The organism is Alishewanella sp. BS5-314 (genome assembly GCF_025377695.1).
Taxonomy (GTDB): Bacteria; Pseudomonadota; Gammaproteobacteria; order Enterobacterales; family Alteromonadaceae; genus Alishewanella; species Alishewanella aestuarii.
This window is the reverse complement of the sequence record NZ_JACEHJ010000002.1, coordinates 1,195,498-1,215,269: the sequence shown is the minus strand read 5'-3', so window position 1 is coordinate 1,215,269 and position 19,772 is coordinate 1,195,498. Positions and strand designations below refer to the sequence as shown.

The window sequence follows — 19,772 nt, the reverse complement described above, 5'->3', positions numbered from 1 at the left end:
GGTATCAGCATGAAACGGCAACAAAGCGGCTTTACGTTAATTGAATTAATTATTGTGATTGTGATTCTGGGGATCCTGGCGATTACAGCAGCTCCGAGGTTTTTTAATTTTGGTTCTGATGCGCGGGCTTCGACGCTAAATGGTTTAAAAGCATCTCTGGATAGCGCTGCGGCGCTAACCTACGGCAAATCTATTATTGCAGGTTCGCAAAATGTTGCTAAAACTGCGGTTACTCCACCTACTGTTACGGTATCTGACGGAGTCACAGTACTTACTCATCTGGGGTACCCTGTTGCGACAAAATCAGCATTACAGCTTGTTGCAGAACTATCAGATTCTGAATGGGATTTTGTTGAGGGTACATCTGATGCTGCTACCCCTCCGGAAAACTCAATTGCTGTGCTTCCTAAAGACTTTACTTTTAGTCAGAATTGTCACGTAGTTTACGCAGAATCTACAGGAAATGGGTCTAAACCTGTGATTGCTGTTACAGCAACTGGTTGCTAACCACGATATTATGATGAGCTCAGGCAGAGGCTTTACACTAGTCGAGCTTATCGTGGTCATTATTATTATCGGGGTACTGGCGATTAGCCTGGTACCCCGTTTTTTTTCAGCTGCAGGTAGCAGTGAATATTTGCTGCGTGAGCAGGCGCTTGCGGTGCTGCGGCGTGCGCAGCAACAGGCGATGCAGTGCACAGCGACTAACCCGGCAATTTGCCCGCCGGTGAGCATCCGACTGGCCGCTGATCGTTTGGGTACGACAACAGCGTGCTTAAACGATGCCAGTCATTTGTGTATCACCGATGGCAGTGTGCAACTCAGTAGCCAGCCTGTAAATTTAACCGAGCTGAACTTTGATAGCTGGGGCCGGCCGGTGCAATGTCAGGCTGCCGGCTGTCAAATTCGGTTGCAGGGCCAGGTTACACTGAGTCTGTGCCTGGAAAGCGAAGGCTTTATCCATCTATGTTAGCCCGTACCGCGTCTTTCACAGCGATAACCCAGGCCCGGCGTAAACAGCAGGGGGTAACGCTGGTTGAGTTAGTGGTTGGCATTACGGTGCTGGCGATAGCGCTTACCCTGATCACCTCGATACTAAGCCCGTTATTTGTACGTAGTACCGATCCCTGGCATCAGGTGCGGGCGGCAGAGCTTGGGCAAAGCCTGCTTAATGAAATTCTGGCGTTAAGTTTTGATGAAAACAGTAACCGCAGCGGCGGCTTACTGCGCTGTGCTGAGGCCGGTGCGCCTGCCTGCACCCCTGTGGGCCAGTTTGGTCCGGATGGCAGCGAGACCCGGCTTAGCTATAACGACGTGGACGATTTTCATGGCTTTGTTGGCAGTGCCGGTGAGCTAAGTTCGTTATTGGGTGAGGAGCTGGCCAGTGTCTATCTGAACTATCAGGTCATGGTGACCGTGAGTTATCCGGCGCCGGAGCAGGTTGGTGGTATCAGTTTACCGGCTTTTAGTGCTAAGCGCATCACAGTGGCAGTGACCACGCCGACAGGTAGCATCCTGCAGTTTAGCGCCTATCGGGGGAATTGGTAATGGCGCGCGGTTTTACGCTGATTGAGCTGGTGGTGGTAATGGTATTGCTGGCGTTGTTAGCGCTTGGTACCAGCCGCTATCTGGGCACCGGTGCCCGCATGTTTAGCGATGCCGCCGAGCGTGAGCAAATTTTAAGTGCCGGGCGTTTTGCTGCCGAGCGGCTGGTGCGTGAGCTACGCCAGGCTGCACCCAATAGTGTGCGGATTGCTACTGCTGCGCCCTGGCATTGCCTGGAGTTTACGCCACTACTTAGTAGCGGCCTGTATCAGCAGGCACCGATAGCGCCGGACAGTGGTAATCAGTTGCTTTTGCTGCACGCCAACTGGCAAGCTAATTTTGTCGGTTTGCCGTTTAGTATTTATCCAAGACAACCGGCCGATATTTATCAGCAGGGTGGGGCGACGATTTTACTTAGCGGCGCGCTGGCGCCGGATAGTGATGCTAACCCCGGTACTCATCAGTTTAATCTTAGTAGCAATCACAGCTTTCCGGCTGGCTCGCCGGAGCAACGCTTTTTTATTCTCGCTGACAGCCCGGTAAGCTTTTGTTATAACGCAATCAGCCGGGAGCTTAGACGTTTTAGTGACTATGCCTTTAATGCGGCGCAGCCCTTACCTCCCGCTGGTGGCGGCGTGCTGATGGCAAAACAGCTGGCTGAGGTGCGTTTTAGCCAGCAAGAAGTATCGCTGACGCGTAATAATGTGGTCAATTTACTACTGCGTTTTGCATCTCAAAGCGGCGATGATTTGTTTTTTAACTATGAGGTGCATCTATACAATGTACCCTAAATCGCACCCTGAATCGCGCCAGCCAACTTATTACCCAGCCACGGCGTCTAAGCAGCGCGGCAGTGCCCTGGTGATTGCCGTTTTTATTATTGTGGTGATGCTGGCGGTGATCCTCAGTTTATCGCGGTTATTGTTAAGCTCATCTGAGTCGCTGGTATATGAAGTGCAGGGCAGCCGGGCATTTTTTGCCGCACAAAGTGGGCTTGAGCTGGCGCTAACCCGGGTGTTTCCGCTCACAGGTGCCGCCAGTTGCAGTGCGCTGAGTTTAAATTTTAGCGATGATGGCCTGCGCGGTTGTCGCGCTGAGGTAAATTGCCAGGCGCTGAGTTTACCCGCCGGTAATGTGGCAACGGTGTTATATCAGCTGAGCAGCACCGGCATCTGTCAGGCAGATAACTTTATCACTAGCCGCGAGCTGGTGTTGGAGGTCAGGCAATGAGGGGGGCACTGTTACGCCTGGTGCTGGTGATCTGGCTGTTGGGGCTGCCAACCCTTGCCTATGCGGTAAATTGTAATGAGATCTGGACTCAGGCAATCCGGCCCAACAGTCCCGTGCCTGGAGGGATTAGTTTTCCGGCAGCTAATCCGAATTTTCCGCAGCCACTGACTAACACCGACTACTATTATGATCAGCCGGGTAGTTATCAAATTCAGAACAGTACGACTCGTACCACCAGCGGCCCGACCAGCCGGCTATTTATTAATGGTGACCTGACTATTGGCGCCAATACGCAGTTAAACAGTGCGGGGCCGCCGGAGAATCTGATTATTGTCGTCAGCGGCAGCCTGGCTATTCAGAATAATGTGCAGATCAATGGTTTTATTTATGCAGCTGGCGCCATTTCTATCGGTAATGATACGGTAATTTCAGGCGGCGTTACCGCCGGTAGCACCATTGCCGCGCCGGGCGCGCTGGTTCAGTTTGAGCAGAACGCGTTAATTCGTTTAAATGGCGGAACTTTCTGTGCTCTGGGGCTGGGGTGTGGCGTTGATAGTTTTAGTGATGCTGCACTGTCTGATAATTGGGTTACAGCGACCAGCAGTGGCAATTTTACTCCGCAAATTGTCAATGGTCGCTTGCGCATGACGCAGGCTGTAACCAATCAGGCAACTTCCGTTACCTATCAGCGGCTCTATCCGGCGCGAGATAACCTGGTGATAGTAGAGTTCGACTATCTGGCCTATGGTGGCAATGGTGCCGATGGTATGGCGGTAGTGTTATCTGACGCCGCTATTACACCTCAACCAGGTGCTTTTGGGGGACCCTTAGGTTACGGTTTTAAGCCCGGGATCCCAGGTTTTGCCGGTGGTTGGCTCGGTTTTGGCCTGGATGAATTTGGTAATTTCTCTAATGAGGGCGGTAGCACGAATGTCGGGCGGCGGCGCCAGGCTGTTGCTGTGCGTGGTTCAGGCAGTGGCACCAGCGGTTACCGATATTTACGCGGCACCTGTAATAATGGCACCGTCAACCCCAACGGCAATTGCCTGAGCCCGGCCGTTGATGGTAATCAGAATAATCCACATCGCTATCGTATTGTGGTTGATTCGCGCAGTGGCAGCAGCACCCTGGTGTCAGTAGAGCGTAATACCGGTTCGGGTTTTACAACGCTGATTGCTCCTTTTGATGCGCAATCTCAAACTGGCCAGGCGCCGGTGCCGGAGAATTTCTTTCTGTCATTGACGGGCTCAACTGGGGGGTCAACCAATATTCATGAGTTAGATAATGTCAGTATCTGTGCCTTACGATCATTGCCAGTGGGACAGCAGATCGATCATTTTGAATTCGATTACAGCAGCACACCGCTGACCTGTAAAGCAGAGAGCTTTACGGTCAGAGCCTGTGCCAACCCAGCCTGTAGTGAATTGGTTACTACGCCGGTTACCGCAACCCTGGCGCCGGCAACGCTGGCGAATGGTGGTTGGGTTGGCGGCAATGTGATTAGCTTTAGCGGGGGATCTACGCAGGTCACTTTGCAAAATCGCACAGCGTCTTCGGTAACGGTAGGGGTGACCAGTTCGCTGCCCGCTACCCGGCCACTGAGTCAAACGCTATGTCGTCGTGGCAACAGTACGCTAACAGCGCAAAATTGTAATGTTCCCTTCGCTGCCAGTGGTTTTATCTTTGATGTCCCTGATGATATTGCTGGTCGGCCGCGCTCGAATATTACATTGTCTGCGGTAAAGCAGGACGATGTGAGCCAGCAGTGTATCCCTGAATTTGCGAATGTCAGCCGTAATATCAGTTTCTGGAGCAGCTATATCAATCCCGGGCCCAGTGGCCGGCCGGTAAGCTTGCCGGTGCAGGTGAATTTGAATGATGTGGGTCTTAGTCAGGCGCAGGCAACGACTATACCGCTGAACTTTAATGCCCAGGGGCGGGCGACCATTAGTGTGAATTACCCGGATGCCGGACAGATGGAGCTCAATGCCCGTTATGTCGGATCTGCTGCAACCAACGATGCCGGCCTGATTATGACCGGATCAGATCGCTTTATTCGTCGCCCGGCGGGGTTGTGTGTCAGAACCACTGCCACATGCAATGCTGCCGACGCCAGTTGTCCGGCCTTTGCGGTGGCGGGAGACCCGTTCCCGCTAACGATCACTGCCCACAGTTGGGGTAATGGCAATCTGAATTATTGCGAAAATCCGATAACGCCTAATTTCGAACGTACCGCCATACCATTGCAGCTCCAGCTTTTGGCTCCCGCAGCAGGTGCGCTGGGTAGTCAGGGGGTGGCGCAGTATAACCATAGCCGTAACAGTCAGGCACAGACGGTGGTGCAGCAGTCTGTCTCCGAGAGTGGGGTATTCCGTTTTGGTACCAGCGCCTTTAGTTATCTGGGGATGGCAGAGCAGGTACCCCAGGCATGGAGTAATAGCACCGGACGTTTTGTGCCTGCTCGTTTTCGTTTATCGGAGTTAGAGCTGCTTCGGACGCCGACGTGTAACGTAAATGATAATTTGTATATGCGACAGAATCTTGCGCTGAGCTATCGCCTGACGGCGTTAAACCGGCAAGGCAATGTCACCACCAATTACCACTCGGGCTTTGTCCGCGCCACCCCGGTATTGGGTGCAGCCAGTTTATCTCCGGCCCAGAATCTGGCGGATCGTTTGCATTTTCAGGCTAACGCTGGCAGCTGGGCAGCGGGATCAGCTTTTTATACTACAGCAAGTCTGGCTGGTGAGTCACAGCTCTGGCTTAACCGGCAAAGCAATGGCCAGCCCGATGGCCCCTATGAAAATACGGTGCTGGCGCTACAGGTGTTGGATGGTGAAAACCCGCAACTCGCTTCAATCGAGAATCCGGATTTTAATGTCCTGATCCCTGGTTGTACCGGTGCCCAGTGTAATAGCCGGCGCCTTGCGACGTATACGCTGCGCTATGGCCGCCTGGCGCTCGATAACGCCTTCGGGCCGGAATTTGACGCCTTACCGCTGGTGTTACGGGCGGAATACTGGCAACAGGGACGCTTTATTACTAATCCGTTTGACCAATGTTCGGTCGTAGAGTCCGGTCGTTTAAGCTGGGTGAGTGGCGATTTTAATCTTGCTGCCAGTGGTGGCAGTACCGTTTTGGCAAATGGCATCAGTTCACCGCTGGCATTACTATTGGCTGCGCCCGGTCAGGCGGGCAGTGCCCGTTATCGTTATCAGGCACCACCCTGGCTAACTTACGATTGGGCACAAAGCGGTAGTTTTAACCAGCATCCGCAAAATGAAGTGATCTTCGGCCGCTACCGCGGCAACCCACGCCAAATCTTCTGGCGCGAACGCTAACTTATCCACAGCACTCCGGTACCGGTCAGAGGTCAGACCGGTACCGGAGTGCTGTGGATAAGTGTTGTGTGATATGGTTTTGCGTGTTTGCAGTTTTGCAGATACACTGAAGTTATCTGGTTTTGCAAGCCGAGGTACGCTTGACTGAGCCGCATCCCCCCGCAGATAGCTTTTTTAATATGGTCGCCACCATTTCGGGCGCTTTTGTCCAGGCGACGGCGGCTGACGTGGACGAAGTGATTAACTCTGCACTAGCGGCTATTGGCCGTTTCTATCAGGCAGATCGCTGCTACTTATTTAAGTTTTCCGCTGATTTAACAACCGCCAGTAATAGCCATGAGTGGTGTGCGCCAGGCGTGAGCCCGCAGCTGGAGCAGTTGCAGCAGTTGCCTTCTGCCGCTTTTGGTGACTGGTATCGGCAATGGACAGCAGGTTTGCCATCGATTCTTTGTGATATCAATAGTTTACCGCATGATTCCGCTGAGTATCAGTTATTAGCTCCGCAAGGGATCCAATCTTTACTGATGTTGCCGCTAAAAAGCCGGGACCGTCTGCTTGGGATGTTTGGTCTTGATATAGTGCGTGGTTTACAACAATGGTCTGCTGAACAAATTGCTGGGCTGCAGCTCATTGCGGGTAATATTTGTAGTGCCTTGATCCGGCAACAAATTGAACATCAAGCCGAGAGCCTGGCTTTTTATGATCCGGTAACCGGGTTGGCAAACCGGCAACTGATGCGGGACAGGATCCTACAGGCGCAGCTGCAAAGTAGCCGCAGCCAACATTACGCGGCTTTACTCTTTATTGATATCGATGATTTTAAAACCCTAAACGACAGTTTGGGATACAACACCGGTGATCGGGTTCTGAAATTGGTCGGGCAGTCGCTGCAGGCGGTGCTGCCGTCCGGTGATACCGTGGGTCGTTTAAACGCTGACGAGTTTCTGATCCTGACCGAAATGCTCTCAACCCAGCGGGCGGCGGCAGTGCAGGAGGTGACAGATTTGGCTGCCGCGCTGCAAGCTGCTGTGGCGCAGAATGTGGCACTAACTCAGTTACGACCGAAGAATACCCTTAGTATAGGCGCGACCTTGTTTTTAGGTGATCAGCTGGATACTGATGTCTTGATCACCCAGGCGGATATGGCAATGCATCAGGTTAAAGCTGTGGGAAACGGTTTGGCGTTTTTTGACGCAGAGATGCAGTTACAAGCCAGCCGGCGTTTGTTATTGGCGCATGAGCTGCGTGAGGCTATCGTCAATGATCAGTTTGAGTTGTACTTTCAGCCACAACTGGTGCATCCGGGTGTGGTAACCGGTGCTGAAGCGTTGTTACGTTGGCGACATCCAACACGTGGCATATTGGGACCCTATGAATTTATTGATTTCGCTGAGGAAAGTGGCCTCATTCTGCCAATAGGGGAGCTGGTATTGCGCAAGGCTTGCCAGCAGTTGGCGCTTTGGCAGCGTCAGGCTGGAACCAGCCGGCTCGAGCTGTCAGTTAATATTAGTGCCCGGCAGTTTCAGCAACCCGATTTTACGGCTCTGGTTATTGAAATCTTGCAGCAAAGCGGTGTTGATGCGACGAGTCTAAAACTAGAGCTTACCGAAAGTATGTTGGTAGATAACTTTGAGCAGGTCGTGGCCAAGATGCAGCAATTACGGGCTTTGGGTATTCGTTTCGCGTTAGACGATTTTGGCACTGGCTATTCGTCTCTGGTTTATCTAAAACGTTTACCGCTGTACCAGCTTAAAATTGATCGCGGTTTTGTCGATGAATTGGTGCAGGACGATAATCAGCAAGCGATAGTGCGTACTATTATCATGCTGGGACAAACGCTTGGTCTGGAAGTATTAGCTGAAGGTGTTGAAACGGAGGCTCAGTTAAAATCACTATTGCAATTAGGATGTTACCATTATCAGGGATACTATTTCGCCCGGCCTCTACCACACTCTGAGTTTGAACACTTTCTACGTCAACATCATGCCGGTTTAGGCTACTAACTTATCCACAGCACTCCGGTACCGGTCAGAGGTCAGACCGGTACCGGAGTGCTGTGGATAAGTTAGCCGGCGATGGTGTGGTAGTGAATCATCTGCTCGCGGATGGCGCCTGACAGGTCTGATTGTAAATGGGGTTCTGCTTCGCTGAATGGCACGCGCAAACCTGTGACCAGATTTATCTGATTACGGCCGTTTACCTTGCTAAGGTATAGCGCCATATCGGCTACCTGAAGTACCCGCTCCCAGTTAAATTGATGCTCTGGCACGCCTGCAAAAGGCAGGTTGATAAAGCCGCCACTGATGGTTACCGGAATCGTCTTACCTTCAAATTCGACTGGTAACTCGGACACTTTTCGCAATAAGGTTTGGCACAGGCTATCAATAGCCGTTTGTTGCGGACGCTGTAGCACCAGTAAAAACTCTTCGCCGCCCCAGCGAATCACCAGTTCATTTTCCTGGCAAAGTGCGCTTAGTCTTTTGCTGATTTCGACTAACACCGCATCGCCGGCGGCGTGGCCGTAATGATCGTTAATATGCTTAAAGAAGTCGATATCAAGCAGCAATAAACTGCAATGTTCAGCCTGAGGCTCCTGGTGGCGTTTTGCCATCTTTTCCTGCATAGCACGGCGGTTAAACAAACCGGTAAGCGGGTCACGGATGGATTGATACTCTAACTGCTTATTCATCTCCCGTAGGCGTAGGTTGGAGCGGCGTACTTTGCGGTATAGTTGCACCAGCATTACCGCAGCGAGTGACATTAACAGGATAAACAGCAAGGTAATGCGTTGTTGTAGCTGCTTATTCTCCAGTAACTGCTGCTGTAGTTCGTTTTGTTGCTGCAGTATCGTAATCCGCTGCGTCTGGGCTTTCATATCATAACGGGTTTGCAGATCGCTGATGCTTTTCTCGCGTTTTTCAGACATGATTTCTTCGCGCAATCGCAGTTGCCACTCCAGTGTGTCGGCGAGTTTTTGATAGTCTTTTAGCTCACGATAAGCGTTGGCGAACCAGGTCAGATAGCCTTCAATTTCTGCTTTATTGCCCTTTTGCTGATAATAAGAAAACGCCTGATGCATTTCTGCCAGTCCTTGCTCGGCATCGTCCTGTATTGCCTTAATATAGCCGAGGTTAAAACGGATAATCTGTTCATTATCAGGATCGTTTAATGGTAGAACTTCGGTAAGCGCCTGAGTGAGTACCTGACGTGCTGACGGGTAATCTTTATGCTCAATATAGATAGAGCCGAGATTATTGAGAAAAGTCAGCGCCAGCAGCTGATTATTTTGCTGGCGGGCACCCTCAAGCCCCTGCTTATTAATAGCCTCCGCCGCGGTATAATCTTTTTGACCAGCTAACACATACCCCAGCGATAAATATAAGTCAGGTAGGATCTGCGTCTGATTTTGCTGTTTGGCCTCGCTAACCAGCTCTTCCATTAGCTGGCGGGCACGTTGCCAGTTTTGCAACTCTGAGTGAACCAGGGCTATTTGCAGATTCAAGTAACTGCGGCGGGTTAGGGTGCGCTCATCATTAGTTGTCATTAAGGCCACCAGTGCTGCATCATAATGCACCAGCGCCTTATCATACTGACCGTCGATGCGGTATAAACGCCCTAACAGAGCATGCACCCAATAAAGTACCCGTGGGTTTCGGGCATCCGCAAGCAATTCACTTAGGCTATCAGCCAAAAGATAGGCTTCATTTAGTTGATTCCGTTGGATATGTACTTCTAATTCCGCTGCAATAATCTCGGCTAGCGCATTAGCACCCGGCTGCTGTTGTTTTATCGCCAGTAAATCATCCAAGGCTTGCTGTGTCTGTGGTTCCTGGCGTTGATACAAAAAGTTGAATAACAGATAGGTTTGGGCTCGTACCCGCGTTTCTAAAGGGGTCTGCTCATTCATTGAGCTGAGGATTGCCTGAATTTGTCTGACAGCGACATCGGCATCAAAAGATTGCTGTGCTAAATACTGGTCAAGCTGAGCCTCCAGAACGGGATCGGTTCCGGGGGGAGGATTGTCTGCCTGGGTATTGAAGCTAAAGCTTAAACACAGAAGCAGCAGAAAGAATAACGCCGGCTTTAACATAGTTATAATAGTGCCGTAAACAGCAGATTTATCTGATATTTGTAACGAAATTTTACGCCAAAGTCTAGGTTGTCAAAAAATATACTTTCAAATCGCGTATAATTGGCAACAATATTTGTGCATCAGGCCCGAATTGATGGATGTAACGGAACAGCTATGACCACCCTCGAATACTTATTAATTATGTTTATGCTGGTCGCAGCCAGTGCCTTTTTTTCTATTTCAGAGATTGCGCTGGCGGCTTCGCGCAAAATGCGGCTGCGGATGTTAGCGACTGAAGGGGACCAGCGGGCAGAAAAAGTGCTGCAGTTACAGGATCATCCCGGAAATTTTTTTACTGTGGTGCAGATTGGTCTGAACGCCGTGGCGATCCTTGGCGGTATTCTTGGTGAATCGGCCTTTACCCCCTATTTCGCGGCGTTGTTAGGGTTGCTTAGTGCCGAAGCCTGGGTGCAGCCTGCAGCCTTTACGCTCTCGGTCTTTTTCGTAACCTCACTGTTTATTCTGTTTGCTGATCTGATGCCCAAACGGCTAGCGATGATTGCACCGGAGCAGATCGCACTGCGTATTGTGTCTCCGATGTTATTGCTGGTGATGTTGCTACGGCCTTTTGTTTGGTTATTTAATGGTTTGGCCAATCTGTTTTTCAGTTTATTTAAAGTACCGACCATGCGTAAAGATGACATCACCCCGGATGATATTCTGGCGATGATGGAAGCGGGCGCACAGGCCGGAGTGTTACAACAGCACGAGCATCAGCTACTGGAAAACGTCTTTGATATGGAATCGCGTACTGTGACCTCAGCGATGACGGCGCGGGAAAGTCTGATTTTCTTTACCAAAGATGAGTCACAAGACAATATTAAATTGAAAATTGCTGAGCATCCGCATGCCAAGTTTTTAGTCTGTGACAAAGTTCTGGATCAGGTTGTCGGTTATGTTGATACCCGGGATATTCTGATGCAGGTATTACACAATCAGCCGATCTCACTTAGCAAAGATGGCATAGTCCGGGCACCCTTAATTATTCCTGACACGCTAAGCCTATATGAGGCGCTGGAGCATTTTAAATCGGCCGGTATTGATTTTGCGATTATCTTAAATGAGTACGCGCTGGTGGTGGGCATTATTACGCTAAAAGATGTGATGAGTATTGTGATGGGGGAGCTGGTCAGTTCTGAGGAAGAGCAAATTGTCGCCCGTGACAATAACTCCTGGCTGGTGGAAGGTTTAACCCCACTGGCGGATGTGATGCGGGTACTGGATATCGACAGTTTTCCGGATGCAGAAAACTACGAGACCATCGCCGGTTTTATGATGTATAGCCTGCGTAAGATCCCGAAACGGACTGACTTCGTGTTGCATGGTGGTTATAAGTTTGAAGTGGTCGACATTGATAGTTATAAAATCGACCAGTTGCTGGTTACCCGCATCGAGTCTTTGCCAGCGGCCAGAGCCGAATAGGGCTGGTGAGCAGGCCCTCGATACTGAACGAGGGCCTGCTTGTTCAAGTTAGCTTTTCGACTGTTCTGCTTGCTCGGGTTGCTTAAAGCTTTCCAGCATCTGTTCCCGGAATTTCTGTAATCCCTGCATTACCAGTTCGTAGGTGCTGTCGACCCCGGCTTTAACCTCGCCTTCAAATACCTGTAAACCTTGAAGAATATTAATCGCATCGGCAAAGCCTTTTTCGATCCCTTTGCCAATAATGTCCATAAAATCATTTAGCTGTTGCTCTTGATCAGCTGATGGCCGCTGTTGCTGGTAAAGAGTAAACAAGCTGGTGGCAAAACCGACGATGCGCCCTGCGGTTGCTTCTGGCGAGGTGTCGATGCCAGAGTCATAAATTTTTTGCGCCGCATTACTACCGAAAATCGGTTCCAGTTCTTTGTTAATGCCTTCCAGCGCGGTTTTATAAAGCAAGCTAAGCGATTTGTTACCGCTTTGCAGCGCAACCTTCTCGTTGGCTTGCATAATGGATTGGTTAAGCACATCTTTACCCGTTTTCTGCAGCATCTGGCTGTAGTTTTCCTGAGCCTTTGCGTTCGCTGTAGCCGGTAATTCGGTCTTATAACCACTGGGCCGACTGGCGTTTACTGCGGCATCTGGTTTAATGGTACTCATCTGGGCGCTCCTGTTACATTTTGGCCTTAACGGGTTAACGGCTGCCTGTGATTAAACTTTAGCTTTTTTTTGCTGATTTTTTGCGCTGTGGCAATAAAAAAAGGGAGCATGACTAGCTCCCTCTTTTTATTGCTGCTTAATCAGCGTTACCCGGCACTTTTGCTGGTAATGCTATCCAGGCCATGACCTGTAGGCCCTTGTTCGGTGCGCCATAGTTTATAAGAGAAATATAAGCCCAGTGACGCCAGTGCCGTGTATAGCCACATACCCGGAGTATAGCCAGCAATATTTTCTGGCCCGGCCAAAAAGCGATCGTTTAAGAACCCGATAGTCAGCGGCACTATTGCCCAGCCAATTTGCTGACAGAACGTCATCAGCGCATAAGCAGAACCCAGGCGGCGGCCATCGACGATGTAAGCAACAGAAGGCCACATTACCGCCGGGATCAATGAGAAAACGATCCCCAGTACTGTAATCACTAACAGTAAGGTCAATGGCACAATAGCACTGCCAATAAACGGAATACTAATACCAACCAGCGGGCCGGCTGGTGCATAGGTGACAATTAAGAACAGTGGCAACAACACCAGTGAGCCGGCAGCCATAAAGAGCGCGCGCTTACCAATACGGTCTACCCACAGACCAAATAGTGGCGTGGCGATAATGGCGGAGACTGGCAGAATGCTGCTTAATATGCCGGCAGCTTCGCGGTCGAGGCCATGCGCTTGTTGAAAGTAGTCGATGGCAAAGCTGCGAAACGGAAAGACGGTGGCGTAAAACACGACGCACAGCGCGACCACATACCAGTAAGAGGCACTAAAACTGTACAGGCCTTTAAATTCCAGTTTTTCGTTATTTTCCGCTACACCCAGGCTATAACGGCCTTCGGCGCGGCGCTCTAAAATCCAGTACAGGATAGCGGCACTTACCGAGATACCGGCTACCGCAGTGGCCAGCCATAATGGATCTTGCCAGTTGGCATACAGCGGGCTGGCAAAACCGGTCGACCAATCGGCGGCAGTAGAGCCTAAACGGGCAATCGACAAGTTAATACCAAAGGCAAAGCTCAGTTCCTTACCTTTAAACCATTTTGCCAGTACTGTGGTAGCCGCCACAATCAGCGGTTCTGCTCCCAGGCCCAGTAAGAAACGGCCGGCCAGCATCATTTCAAAGTTTGGGCTCCAGGCAGTTACGACAGCCGCAAATAAGCAAATGAGCGCGAATAGTGTAATAGCCCTTTTGGTGCCCCAGCGGTCAATCAGATAGCCACCGGCCAGTAATACCAGCAGCGCAGCGACGTTATAGGCGGTAGAAAGCCAACCAATTTGTTGATAACTAAAGCCGCGCTGTTCGCGCAGTAAGTCAACAATAGGCCATAAGGAGTCATAGATATAGTAGTTACCAAACATCGCCAGGCTGACAAACAGCAACACCATCCAGCGATAGAAGGGTGTGGGCGGGGGTAAGTCCCGCCAGGATGCATCATGCATAAAGTCATTTCTCGTTATTAGTATATAAAGGTAAAAAGGGGCCAGATCTGCCGATCTCACCCCATTCTTGACCTGATAACTGTACCCGAGCTGACAGCCAGCTGCAAGCGAGCTTCGGGGTCAGATACCGAAGCCCAAACAATTTTGAAATACTAATGCCCTGTCTTTGCTTTCTTTGCTTCGGTATCTGACCCCGAAGCGCGGGGATAATCGGTATAGCCTTTGGCATCGTGGGTGTAGAAGGTGGCAACATCGGGCTGGGCCAATGGCAGGCCTTGTGCCAGCCGCTCGACCAGATCCGGGTTAGCGATAAAGGCACTGCCAAAAGCTACCGCATCGGCTTTGCCAAGGCCAATCACCTGATTGGCTTCGGCCAGATCATAGCCCATATTTACCACCAGTTGCCCCTGATAATAAGCGCGGGTGGCGCTTACGACATCGCCAAATTGCAGGCCGGCAAAGTCGGCGCGCATCAGGTGCAGATAAGCCAGCTTTAATGGGCTTAATGCTTTGGCCAGATAGCTGATCAGGCCAATAGGATCACTGTCTTTGGCACTGTTAAAGCTGTTTAGCGGTGATAAGCGAAGGCCCACCCGATCGGCGCCCCAGACACTGATGACCGCCTGCAGCACTTCCATTAAAAAGCGTGCGCGGTTTTCCAGACTGCCGCCGTAACGGTCAGTGCGATTGTTAATGCCATCTCGCAGGAATTGGTCAATTAAATAGCCATTGGCGCCATGCACTTCTACACCGTCAAAGCCGGCTTGTTTAGCGTAAATCGCTGCCTGACGGAATTGCTCGACCACCTCTGCAATCTCAGCAGTCGGTAATTGCCGCGGCGCGGTGTAGCTTTTTTTACCTTCCGGCGTGTGAGTGTAATCGTCGATGGCGTCGGTGCCGGCTGAAACCGGCACCTTGCCGTTATTTAAGGCCGGGTGGCAGGCGCGGCCACCGTGCCAAAGCTGCAGAAAAATCTTACCATCTTGCGCATGTACAGCCTGAGTAACCTGCCGCCAGGCATTGGCATGCGCGGCCGAGTAAATGCCCGGTTCGCGGTAAAATGCAGAGTTGCCTTCCGCAATCATGGTGGCTTCTGCGATTAATAAACCGGCACTGGCACGCTGGGCATAATGCTCGGCCATCAGTTCGGTGGCGTAGTGGTCCAGGGTAGCGCGGCAGCGGGTTAAGGGTGCCATCAGGATGCGGTTTTTTAGCGCCACAGCGCCCAGTTTTATTGGTGAGAATACGGTATTCATAGCACTCCGGTTAGTTTAGGGTTGTTAATTACAGTCCGGGCTAGATATGGGCGCGGTTGCGGTAAGACCAGTGCAATAAATCCAACTAATCTTTCGATTTTCTGCACTTTTTAGCCTGGACTGGGTTTTAAGTCGATATTGGCGCTAACTTTGCCATTACGCATCCGATGGCGCCCGGGATCGGTTACAATAAGGCTCTGAGTAGAAACAGGATCACCGGCTTTGATTGAATATAAATCGGCAGCGTTTTATCGCAGTGCATTGGCGCTTTGTGTGGCCGCCGCTGCGGTATTTGCCAATTTGCATCTGATGCAACCGCTCTTGCCGGAGTTGAGCCGACAGTTTCAGCTCTCGGCGTTAACGGTAAGCTGGGTCTATACCATAGGTACTCTGTGTCTGGGCTTGTCGTTACTGGTGTATGCGGCGCTATCCGATGCCTGGGGGCGTAAAAAACTGCTGTTAATCACCCTGGTTGGCATGACGCTCAGTACGCTGGTCCTCAGTCAGGTTTCGTCATTTCAGGCGTTGCTGTTTTGGCGTGCGGTGCAGGGGCTTTTTCTCGGTGGCCTGCCGGCTATTGCCATTGCCTGGATGGGCGAAGAGTACAGCAAACCCGCGCTGGTCAGTGCGGTTGGGCTTTATATCAGTGCCAATTCGCTGGGCGGTATCAGCGGCCGTTTATTATCGGGGGCCATGGCCGACCTTGGCCACTGGCAGTGGGTGTTCTATCCAATGACGCTGCTGGGTTTACTGAGTTGCTGGCTGGTATGGCGTTATTTACCCGCCTCGTTACAATTTCAGCGCCAACCATTCCGGCTGAAACAAGCCTTAAGTGATAACCTGTTTCATCTGCGCCAGCCGTTGCTATTGTTGGTGTACTTGATTGGTGGCCTGAATTTTCTGGTGTTTTTAAATCAATATACCTATATCGCTTTCGTGCTGGCGGCGGCACCGTTTTCCCTGAGTAGTAGTTTGATTGGCTTGCTGTTTGTCACCTATTTAACCGGCACTGTCGGCTCAGCATTATCGGCAAAAATTGCGGCGCGCTTGTCTGCACCCGGCGCCATGGCGGCCGGTATTCTGATTATGATGCTGGGGTCGGTCATTACCCTGGGGCAAAGCTTAGTGCTGATTGGCGCAGGCTTTTTTATCAGTGCCTTTGGCTTCTTTTTATGTCACTCACTGGCCAGTAGCTGGGTTAGTCAACATGCGCTCCGTGCTAAGGCCAGCGCCAGTGCGCTTTATCTGGTGTTTTACTATCTGGGCGCCAGCTCGGGGACTTTATATCTGCAGCCGTTCTGGCAGGCAGGGCAGTGGTTGGGCGTGGTGAAAGGCTCGCTGTTAATGTATGGCCTGACGTTATTACTTTGTCTGCTGCTATGGCGACTTAAGCGGCAACACTCAGCTACAGCGATGCCAGCTCGGCAGCACTAAGCGGTCGCAGCTCGCCTGCTTCTAAGCTGCCAAGCGCCAGATCGCCAATAGCCACCCGGCACAGATCCTGTACCCGATAACCAAGCTCGCGACACATATAACGAATTTGCCGGTTCTGGCCTTCATATAAGATAACTTCAAATTGGCTTGTGCCAAGCGGCCGCGCCTGGCAGGGCTGGGCCTGGTAGCGATGCGGCCCGACTTGCCAACTGATACCTGCTGCAAAACGAGCACTGAGATCTGCCGCAAGAGGTTTATCCACCTCAACCCAATAGGTTTTGGCGTGTTTGGCACCCGGATGTAATAACCTTTGGGTTAGGGCACCGTCATTGGTTAGTAGCAGCAGGCCGCGCGAGTCCTTATCCAGCCGGCCAACCGGGTAGAGCCTGGCAGGTAAATCGCGAAGTACCGCCGCGATACTGGCCGGATCTTCGGGTCGGATATTGCAGTCAATACCCACAGGTTTATGGTACAGGTAATAGCTTAGCTTGGCCGGGGTAGGCAAGGGCTTGCCATCGACACAGATGGTGCTGGCATCGGACAGGTGCAGGGTATGGCTGGCCGGTTGGCCATTGATGCTTACCCGGCCGGCCGTGATTAACCGGCTGGCTGCCCGGCGCGAACATAAACCACTTTGTGCAATCAGCAGCGCCAGGCGTTTGCCATCTGCTGAGGTTGCACTGCCCGTTGCTGCGGCGTCGAATTCATTATTCTGCAAGCTATTCGTCATAAAACTGCCATGCTGCTACCGGATAATAGCAGCCGTTATACCTTCCTTCCTGGATATTACTCTGCGATTGAGTGCTGGGGGCCTTTGGCCCCCGCTTTTTTTTGCGAAGTCAGTTACTGACTAACGAGTCTGGTTGGATAACGCTGAAAAATCAGATTGACGGTATCGTTGATCGCCTGCTGCGGTTGCTGCATAGCTTTGTTGGATAGCCGACCTTCCAGCATCCCCTGCCAGATCACTCTATTGGCTGAGGCATCAATCACTTCGATTAATACTGACCCCACTTTATAGTCGACCTTTTCTACGCCGCCATAGAGCGGAAAGCCAACACTAAAAGCGCTGTTGCGGCCAAAAAAGCCAAAGCCGGTGTTAACACTAAAAGGCGAGCTGCGCACATCCTGGCGGTTTTCAACATTGGTCAGGTAGTTCACCAGTAACTGCGGTGCGGTCTCGTCCAGCGTGTAACCCAGGGCGGTCATTTCACGGCTGATAGCAGTTTTAAAATGTTGTTCCAGCAGCGGATCATAGGCTGGCTTGGCGGCCTCTTCGCCTTCTGCCGGCGCTGCCTGATAAAAGGCAAAGCGCTGGTACTGGCTGAAATTGACGCTACGATCATAATCGATATTGGCCTGACGCGGACTGCTGGCGCAGGCAACCAGCAACAAACTGGCACAAAGTAACAAGGCGGTTGGCAACAATTTCATGATAGGACCCCCGGTAATACAGCCTTTGGCTATTGAACGGCCTTTGGTCTGCTGCAGATCAATCTGGTAGCAGTGTACCTGAATTTGACTGCTATCGATAAGAATAGTTTAGTAGCGATAGTATAGTAAAAGGGCGTGAACGCCCGCTGAAAGCCAGCGGGCAATAAGATGGCAGAACGCCTTAGAATTGATAGTTAAACTGCACACCCAGCACATGGGCTTTGTTGCGGTAGTTTGCCTGCAGGTTGGCCTGATTCAGCCGGTTATCGGCAACACCATACTCAAATTCATTAATGGCGACATCATCCATAAACATATAGCCGTAGGCCAGATCCAACGTGCTCTGGGCAGAGAGCCGGGTGGTTAAACCTGTGGTTAACCAGATCCGATCTGAGGTTGGGATCCGTGCTGTTTTGTGAACTGTGTGGATCGGGTTTTCGTCATAGGCGATACCGGCACGTAACGTTAAATCAGCCTGATACTGATAAGTTGCGCCGAGCGAAAAGGACCAGGTATCGTGCCAGTATTCCGGGATATAGCCAATGTAACCCGTGCCACCTAACTGGGCACCGGTACTGAGGGAGATACTGGGGTTGGCATCTTTGCTGACGATATCGATACTTTTAAATACACTCCAGCCAGTCCACAGCACGCTACCCTGTACACTGAATTTGGCATTAAGTTGCTGATCCAGACTAAAGGTCAGGGTCGCAGGTGTGGTCAGCGCCAGTTTACTGCGTTCCGTAAGCAAGTCGCGGGCAGCAAAACGCCCGGTACTAGCATCCACCAGGGGCAGGCCCGGAGCAACGCTGATAAGCCCAGGTGTATTGCCTGCCGTGGCTGCCGTAATAGGAGTATTGGTAATTTCGGAGTCGCCACTTAGGGTATAACGGACCGCAGAATGGTAAATCAGCGCCAGCCGGGTACCGCTTAGCGGCTCGGCATGCAGTGCCAGTGTATATCCCAGACTAACGTCACTGCCTGTGACTTCATAATGACTATCACAGAAGGCGGCGTTAGACAGATCGCGCCCGGCCAGCTGCGCAATACCGCTACCCAGCTCACATAAACCTGAGTGATCTTTGTACTTGGATAAGGTGCCTTCAGCGCGGTTCAGACTGATGGCGCCACCAACGGAGAGCCAGTCAGTTAATTTGTAACCGAGCGCCGGTTGCAGACTTACGATCTGAACGGCCGTTTCATCGGCAAAATAGCGGCCAACCCAGTCTTGCTGGTAGTTAGATGACAGGCCAAAGGGCACATAAAAGCCGAGGCCCCAGCTTAAATCGTCGTTCAGTTGTTGACTATAAAAGGCAAAAGGCACCACTTCGGTTAGCAATACCTTACCGTGATCCCGGCCTGTCACCTCCAGGCCGCGGGCATTTACCGCCTGGGCATCGCTGTAGCGGGTACGGGCATGGATCAGGTTTAAGCCACCGGATAAATGCTCGCCCTTAAGCTCGGTTAAGGCAGCAGGGTTGGAATAAACCAATGTCGCATCAGTAATTTGTGCACCGCGACCGGCATAGGCATTGCCCATGCTACTGACAGACTGCTCCAGTAATTTATAACCTTCCGCCTGCACAGTCAGGCTACTCAGTGCCACTAAAACGGCAGTGGCGACCGAGGTTTTTCTTAGCATAAGTTGTACACCTTGTTGGGACAAAAGGTGCGCAGTATAGAACGATTATTATTTAGAGTACAGACTCTAACGCTGGCTTGCGATGAGCTGATCTGATCTGTACGGCTGTGGCAGCGCCCACGACGAATAAACGGATTTTGCCTAAAAGGTGGTGTGTTTTACTATTTTTTGGTGTTTCAATTGTCGTGA

Annotated in this window: 16 protein-coding genes; 9 read left to right on the top strand and 7 right to left on the bottom strand. The window is 51.3% G+C overall.

Translation table 11 applies throughout. The features are described from left to right. Nucleotides 1–9: 9 nt before the first annotated feature. The 7 genes from H1D31_RS17325 (at nucleotide 10) to H1D31_RS10025 (ending at nucleotide 8,119) form a co-directional block, all read left to right on the top strand. On the top strand, nucleotides 10–507 hold the full coding sequence (locus H1D31_RS17325) for a prepilin-type N-terminal cleavage/methylation domain-containing protein (RefSeq protein WP_314732997.1): 498 nt from the start codon (nucleotides 10–12) through the stop codon (nucleotides 505–507). Beyond that, nucleotides 482–973 carry a prepilin-type N-terminal cleavage/methylation domain-containing protein gene (locus H1D31_RS10050; protein WP_261260110.1) on the top strand — a complete coding sequence of 164 codons (492 nt, stop codon included), beginning with the start codon at nucleotides 482–484 and terminating at the stop codon, nucleotides 971–973. The genes H1D31_RS17325 and H1D31_RS10050 overlap by 26 nt, the downstream gene beginning before the upstream one ends. After that, the gene (locus H1D31_RS10045; protein WP_261258229.1) at nucleotides 967–1,548 is read left to right on the top strand and encodes a prepilin-type N-terminal cleavage/methylation domain-containing protein; all 582 of its coding nucleotides are present in this window, start codon (nucleotides 967–969) and stop codon (nucleotides 1,546–1,548) included. The genes H1D31_RS10050 and H1D31_RS10045 overlap by 7 nt, the downstream gene beginning before the upstream one ends. Beyond that, nucleotides 1,548–2,336, top strand: coding sequence for a prepilin-type N-terminal cleavage/methylation domain-containing protein (locus H1D31_RS10040; RefSeq protein ID WP_261258227.1), 789 nt, complete (start codon nucleotides 1,548–1,550; stop codon nucleotides 2,334–2,336). Before H1D31_RS10045 ends, H1D31_RS10040 begins: the two co-directional genes overlap by 1 nt. Continuing rightward, nucleotides 2,326–2,775, top strand: a complete 450-nt coding sequence (locus tag H1D31_RS10035) for a type II secretory pathway component (protein WP_261258225.1) — start codon at nucleotides 2,326–2,328, stop codon at nucleotides 2,773–2,775. The genes H1D31_RS10040 and H1D31_RS10035 overlap by 11 nt, the downstream gene beginning before the upstream one ends. Next, a complete protein-coding gene (locus H1D31_RS10030; protein ID WP_261258223.1) occupies nucleotides 2,772–6,116 on the top strand; it encodes a DUF6701 domain-containing protein in 3,345 nt (1,114 codons plus the stop codon). Before H1D31_RS10035 ends, H1D31_RS10030 begins: the two co-directional genes overlap by 4 nt. Nucleotides 6,117–6,238: 122 nt before the next feature. After that, the gene (locus tag H1D31_RS10025) at nucleotides 6,239–8,119 is read left to right on the top strand and encodes a putative bifunctional diguanylate cyclase/phosphodiesterase (protein ID WP_261258222.1); all 1,881 of its coding nucleotides are present in this window, start codon (nucleotides 6,239–6,241) and stop codon (nucleotides 8,117–8,119) included. Between the two features lie 62 nt (nucleotides 8,120–8,181). Here the strand turns inward: H1D31_RS10025 and H1D31_RS10020 are convergent, their stop codons facing one another. Beyond that, on the bottom strand, nucleotides 8,182–10,023 hold the full coding sequence (locus H1D31_RS10020) for a tetratricopeptide repeat-containing diguanylate cyclase (protein WP_261258220.1): 1,842 nt from the start codon (nucleotides 10,021–10,023) through the stop codon (nucleotides 8,182–8,184). Between the two features lie 339 nt (nucleotides 10,024–10,362). Between H1D31_RS10020 and H1D31_RS10015 the strand changes: the two genes are divergently transcribed. Next, nucleotides 10,363–11,670, top strand: coding sequence for a hemolysin family protein (locus tag H1D31_RS10015; protein WP_065956392.1), 1,308 nt, complete (start codon nucleotides 10,363–10,365; stop codon nucleotides 11,668–11,670). Nucleotides 11,671–11,718: 48 nt separating this feature from the next. Here H1D31_RS10015 and H1D31_RS10010 read toward each other — a convergent pair whose 3' ends face one another. The 3 genes from H1D31_RS10010 to H1D31_RS10000 all read right to left on the bottom strand — a co-directional run bounded on the left by H1D31_RS10010 (nucleotide 11,719) and on the right by H1D31_RS10000 (nucleotide 15,073). Then, complete coding sequence (locus H1D31_RS10010; protein WP_261258219.1) at nucleotides 11,719–12,327, bottom strand: DUF5610 domain-containing protein; 609 nt, start codon at nucleotides 12,325–12,327, stop codon at nucleotides 11,719–11,721. A gap of 146 nt (nucleotides 12,328–12,473) precedes the next feature. After that, a complete protein-coding gene (locus tag H1D31_RS10005) occupies nucleotides 12,474–13,817 on the bottom strand; it encodes an MFS transporter (RefSeq protein ID WP_261258217.1) in 1,344 nt (447 codons plus the stop codon). A gap of 152 nt (nucleotides 13,818–13,969) precedes the next feature. Further along, complete coding sequence (locus tag H1D31_RS10000) at nucleotides 13,970–15,073, bottom strand: alkene reductase (RefSeq protein WP_261258215.1); 1,104 nt, start codon at nucleotides 15,071–15,073, stop codon at nucleotides 13,970–13,972. Nucleotides 15,074–15,295: 222 nt separating this feature from the next. Between H1D31_RS10000 and H1D31_RS09995 the strand changes: the two genes are divergently transcribed. Then, complete coding sequence (locus H1D31_RS09995; protein ID WP_261258213.1) at nucleotides 15,296–16,507, top strand: MFS transporter; 1,212 nt, start codon at nucleotides 15,296–15,298, stop codon at nucleotides 16,505–16,507. Here H1D31_RS09995 and H1D31_RS09990 read toward each other — a convergent pair. The 3 genes from H1D31_RS09990 to H1D31_RS09980 form a co-directional block, all read right to left on the bottom strand. Beyond that, nucleotides 16,479–17,237, bottom strand: a complete 759-nt coding sequence (locus H1D31_RS09990; protein WP_261258211.1) for a pseudouridine synthase — start codon at nucleotides 17,235–17,237, stop codon at nucleotides 16,479–16,481. The two genes, H1D31_RS09995 and H1D31_RS09990, sit on opposite strands and share 29 nt — an antisense overlap. A gap of 113 nt (nucleotides 17,238–17,350) precedes the next feature. Continuing rightward, a complete protein-coding gene (locus tag H1D31_RS09985) occupies nucleotides 17,351–17,941 on the bottom strand; it encodes a DUF4136 domain-containing protein (RefSeq protein ID WP_008608079.1) in 591 nt (196 codons plus the stop codon). 181 nt (nucleotides 17,942–18,122) lie between these two features. Next, the gene (locus H1D31_RS09980; RefSeq protein WP_261258209.1) at nucleotides 18,123–19,583 is read right to left on the bottom strand and encodes an OmpP1/FadL family transporter; all 1,461 of its coding nucleotides are present in this window, start codon (nucleotides 19,581–19,583) and stop codon (nucleotides 18,123–18,125) included. Between the last annotated feature and the right edge of the window lie 189 nt (nucleotides 19,584–19,772).